The organism is Novipirellula sp., from assembly GCF_041583735.1.
Taxonomy (GTDB): Bacteria; Planctomycetota; Planctomycetia; order Pirellulales; family Pirellulaceae; genus Novipirellula.
Map to the genome: position 1 here is coordinate 1 of NZ_JBFHFD010000649.1, position 4,906 is coordinate 4,906.

Sequence of the window (4,906 nt, forward strand, 5' to 3'; positions counted from 1 at the left end):
AACATTGTTTCTAGCTTTACCGTTGTTGCTTTCGGCGTCCGCGGTCGTTGCCGCGGAAACACCGACCGCCGAGCGACCGAACGTCTTGGTGGTGATCACTGACGACCAAGGTTTTGGCGAATTTTCCTGCCATGGCAACCCGGTCGTGCAAACGCCTCATTTGGATCGACTGCACGACGAGAGTATCCGGTTAACCGATTTTCACGTCGCACCGATGTGCACGCCGACTCGAGGTCAGCTGATGACCGGAGTGGACGCCCTTCGCAACGGCGCGATGAACGTCAGCAGCGGCCGAACGCTGCTTCGACGATCGTTTCCAACCATGGGTGACCTGTTCACCGCGTCGGGTTGGCAGACGGGGCTGTTCGGAAAGTGGCACCTGGGCGACACCTATCCCTACCGGCCTCAGGATCGCGGGTTTCAGGAAAGCGTATGGTTTCCGTCCTCCCACATCGGTTCGGTTCCCGATGCATGGCAGAACGATTACTTTGGCGACACCTACGTCCACAACGGCGTGCGTGAATCCTATCGTGGCTATACCACGGACGTATTGTTTCGCGAATCGATGCAGTGGATGAAGGACCAAGCGGAGGCGAAGCGTCCTTTCTTTTGCTACTTGGCAACCGCTGCGGCTCATCAACCCCACTATGTCCCAAAGCGGAATCACGAAGCGGCGAAAAAGGCATTCGAATCGGTCCGCGACACGTTGCCAAGTCTTCCGCCGGAGCAAGAGTCCGAGTTGATCCGTTTCCTGGGGATGGTCGACAACATTGACGAGAACATGGGGCGGCTCGAGACGTTTTTGACCGACAGCGGGCTGCGTGAAAACACCGTGGTCCTTTTTCTGACGGACAACGGCAGCACGTTCGGGCCAAAATATTTCAATGCCAACATGCGAGGAGGCAAAACAACTTTGTGGGAGGGTGGACATCGCGTGCCATGCTTCGTCCGCTGGCCTGCCGGTTCGCTGCGCCCCGCGGGTGACGTCACGGGACTCACCCAAGTGCAAGATGTATTGCCGACCTTGGTCGATTTACTGGGGATGAATGTTCCCACGGAAACTCAGTTTGACGGGATTAGTCTGGCCAACGTGTTGAGAGGAACGAGTGGCGTTCCCGAGGACCGGATGCTGGTGATCAATTACAGCCGCATGCCGTTCAGGATGGTCAAAACGACTGCTAACAACGGCGCCGTTCCGCGTCGTGAGGGGGCGGGAGTGCTGTGGAAACAGTGGCGGCTACTTTCCGACAAAGAGCTTTACAATTTGACCGAGGATCCGCTGCAAACCCAAAATGTGATCGCCGAGCATCCGGAAGTGACCCGAGCGATGCGAGCCCACTTGAACGCGTGGTGGGACGGCGTGAAAGATCAGGCCAACGAGTTCGAGCGATCGATCATTGGCCACGACGCGGAGAACCCTGTTCAGTTAACAGCATGTGAATGGGCCGACGTGTTCATCGATCAACAGAAACAAGTCCGCGCTGGCGATCGCAAGAACGGAGTGTGGCATATCGAGGTGGCACAGGCAGGCGAGTACGAATTTCGACTGAGCCGTTGGCCCGACGAATGTCACCTCAGTCTGACCTCGGGTGTCGATGAAGCTCGAGTGACCGACGGTGTCCTCCCGGCTGGCCCCGCGTGGCCAATCGCATCGGCAAAACTGCGTGTAGGCGATGCAGAGCAACGTGGAAACGTGACGCCTGAGTCGGGCGAAATTCGATTCCGTATGCACGTGCCCGCAGGTCGCACGACCATGCAAAGCTGGTTTTACGATGGCGAGGGCAAAGAGATCGCAGGCGCCTTCTACCTGGCCGCCGAGCGATTGCCGACAGTGGATCCGGTCAAGCTGATTCTCGACACCGACATGTCGGGCGATGCTGATGACGTCGGCACATTGGCGATGTTGCATGCACTGGATGATCGCGGTGAGTGCGAATTATTGGCGACGATTGTCAATCGTGCGGATTTGACGAAGGCATCGGCTGCGGCGGTTGACGCGATCAATACGTACTACGGCCACCCCGATCTTCCGATCGGTACCGACAAAGTGGGCCCGACGGCGCTGCAGCGTACCAGTACGTATGCGCCGAGTTTGCGAGACGAGTTCCCGAACGACATCGGTCCCGACGACAAAGCTCCCGACGCTCTGGACATTTACCGGCAAACATTATCCGCACAACCTGACGGCAGCGTCACCATCTGCAGTGTCGGAGCGTTGTCGAACCTGGCTGAACTGTGGCGGCGTGAGCCGAATTTGGTGAAACAGAAGGTGCGTCGTTTGGTTATCATGGGAGGCGAGTTTCCCAAGTCCAATCGTCCCGAAACCAACATCAAGACCCATCTGGATGCCTCAATCGTGGTTGCCAACGAGTGGCCATGCGAAATCGTTTGGCACGGTTTCGAGATCGGCAACGTGCTGATCACTGGCGAACGTTTGAAACAAACGCCGAGCGACAATCCGGTCCGCCGTGGTTACGAGAAACGACGCTACAAGAATCGAGCTTCGATTGACGGGGGCCAACCCAGCTATGATCAAGCCGCTGCCTTGTTCGCCGTGCGGGGTGCCGAGCCCGAGTACTGGGAAGTCGTTTCCGGGGGTCGCGTCAAGCTGGATGTCGAAGGTGTTTCGACGTGGGTCGAAGACCCCTCGGGTCAACACAGCTATGTGAAACTTGTGTGTCCCCCGCAACAACTTGCCACCGTGATCGAATCACTGATGGTCACCCCGCCGAAGCGTCTTATCCATGGAGAAAGCAAATGAATGTGCCACTACGAATCATCATCGCGGGACTGTTCCTGACACCGCTAACGCTGGTCGATGCAGCCGCTGCGGCTGAGTCGGTCGATACGAAGCCCAATGTTGTGATCATGATCGCCGACGACGTCAGCTGGAACGATTTCGGATGCTACGGCAATCCGGCTGCTCGCACGCCCCATATCGACGCACTGGCGTCACGAGGGCTGCGTTTCACCGAGGCTTTCTTGACCGCCAGTAGTTGCAGCCCGAGTCGTGCGAGTATTATCACCGGCCGCTATCCTCACAATCTCGGCCGGGCAGCGGAATTGCATGAACCGATCGCAGCCAATTTAGCTTGGTTTCCTGCGGTGCTGCGGCAAAGTGGTTATTACACCGCGCTGGTGGGCAAGAATCACATGACGCCCGAACCGCCAGCGGCGGGACAATCCAAACCGGCAAAACCTTGGGACCTAGTGGATCCAGGTACAACGCCCGACAACCACGGCGCCGAAGCTCGCTGGACCGCCACGATCAAAAATCGGCCGAAAGACAAACCGTTCTTTTGCTGGTTCGCCTCGCTTGACGCTCATCGCAATTGGGATGCGGACAACGAGTGGGTGGAACAGAAGTACGGACCCAAACATCAGCCCGAGGATGTGATCGTCCCTCCGTTTTTGGCGGATGAACCGGCGACGCGACAAGATTTGGCGTCATATTACAACGAAGTGACACGGTTCGATTATTTCGTCGGCGAAGTGGCTGAAACACTTGCGTCCGAAGGCGAGCTCGACAACACCTTGATCCTGGTGTTAGCGGATAACGGGCGACCGTTTCCTCGAGCGAAGACACGACTGCACGATTCGGGAATGAAGACCGCGTTGGTCGCCCATTGGCCCAAGGGGATCGCGGGGAAAGGCGTCACGACATCAAGCTTGGTCAGCGTGATCGATATCGCTCCGACCGTGATCGAGGTGGCGGGGGCAGAGATTCCGGAAACGATTCAAGGCGTGAGCATGACGCCGATCTTTGGCGATCGGCAATCAACGATTCGTCGCTTTGCATTTTCGGAGCATAATTGGCACGACTACGAGGCTCACGGTCGCAGCGTGCGAGACGGACAGTTCCTCTATATTCGCAATTCGCGTCCAGATTTGGCGTGGCAGGGACCCGCGGATTCGGTCCGTTCGCCCTCGCACCAAACGTTGCGACGACTGCGTGATGGCGAAAAGCTAAGTGATGCCCAAGCGGACGTTTTTTTGGAACCGCGTCCGGCAGAGGAATTGTACAAAACGGCGGACGATCCGAACCAGCTAACCAACTTGGCGTTTGACCCAGAGTACAAACAAGTGAAATCGCGACTCTCAAAAGTCCTGGATCAATGGACAGATGAAACCGGCGATGCCGCGCCCGAAGAATTGACCCCCGATTATTTCGACCGCGAGACGGGCGATTCGTTAAAGCTGGGTAAAGGTCAAAAGCGAAAGCGGGGAACACCGCCGGGCGGTCCGAAAGATGCGATCCATATCCATCGGGCTGGACCGAAGTAGTTTTTTGCACGCCGCAGTCTCCGTTGCTTGAGAAGAGGCGACACGCCGCAAGGCACCTCGCCCGAGCGAAGCTGGGGAGAGGTCGGACGGGCTCCTTCAAGGCCTCGTCCGGGTGAGGGCCGACCGCGCAACTTTTCGTCCACTCGCCTCGGATTGCGCGGACGGCCCTCACCCGAGCAATCGCTAAAGGCTCTGCTCGACCTCTCCCAAACAAGTTTGGGAGAGGTGACACGATGGCAAGGCACCTCTCCCGAGCGAAGCTAGGGAGAGGTCGGACGGGCCCTTTAGGCCTCGTCCGGGTGAGGGCCGACCGCGCAACTTTTCGTCCACTCGCCTCGGATTGCGCGGTCGGCCCTCACCCGAGCAATCGCTCTGCGCTCTGCTCGACCTCTCCCAAACGATGTTTGGGAGAGGTGACATGCTGCAAATCGCCTCGCCTGCGATAGTTTTCACGGCGAGGTGACACGACACGAGCCACCTCTCCCGAGAAAATTCGGAGGCAAACCACCTTTTGCTTGAAGCTCAAAGTCTCCGTAGCTCAAGGTCATCTTGGCTTTCTTCCATCAAACTCTGGTTCGAGTTGCAAGTGTTTGGCGATTCCGATTGCTACGGCTTCGACATC

The 4,906-nt window shown here is 57.6% G+C and carries 2 protein-coding genes; both read left to right on the plus strand.

Annotated elements, in window-relative coordinates; translation table 11 throughout:
• On the plus strand, positions 1-2,761 hold a 2,761-nt coding region (locus ABX962_RS30200), incomplete at its 5' end, for a sulfatase-like hydrolase/transferase (protein WP_372725119.1).
• On the plus strand, positions 2,758-4,284 hold the full coding sequence (locus ABX962_RS30205) for a sulfatase (protein WP_372725121.1): 1,527 nt from the start codon (positions 2,758-2,760) through the stop codon (positions 4,282-4,284). The genes ABX962_RS30200 and ABX962_RS30205, both read left to right, overlap by 4 nt.
• Positions 4,285-4,906: the final 622 nt, after the last annotated feature.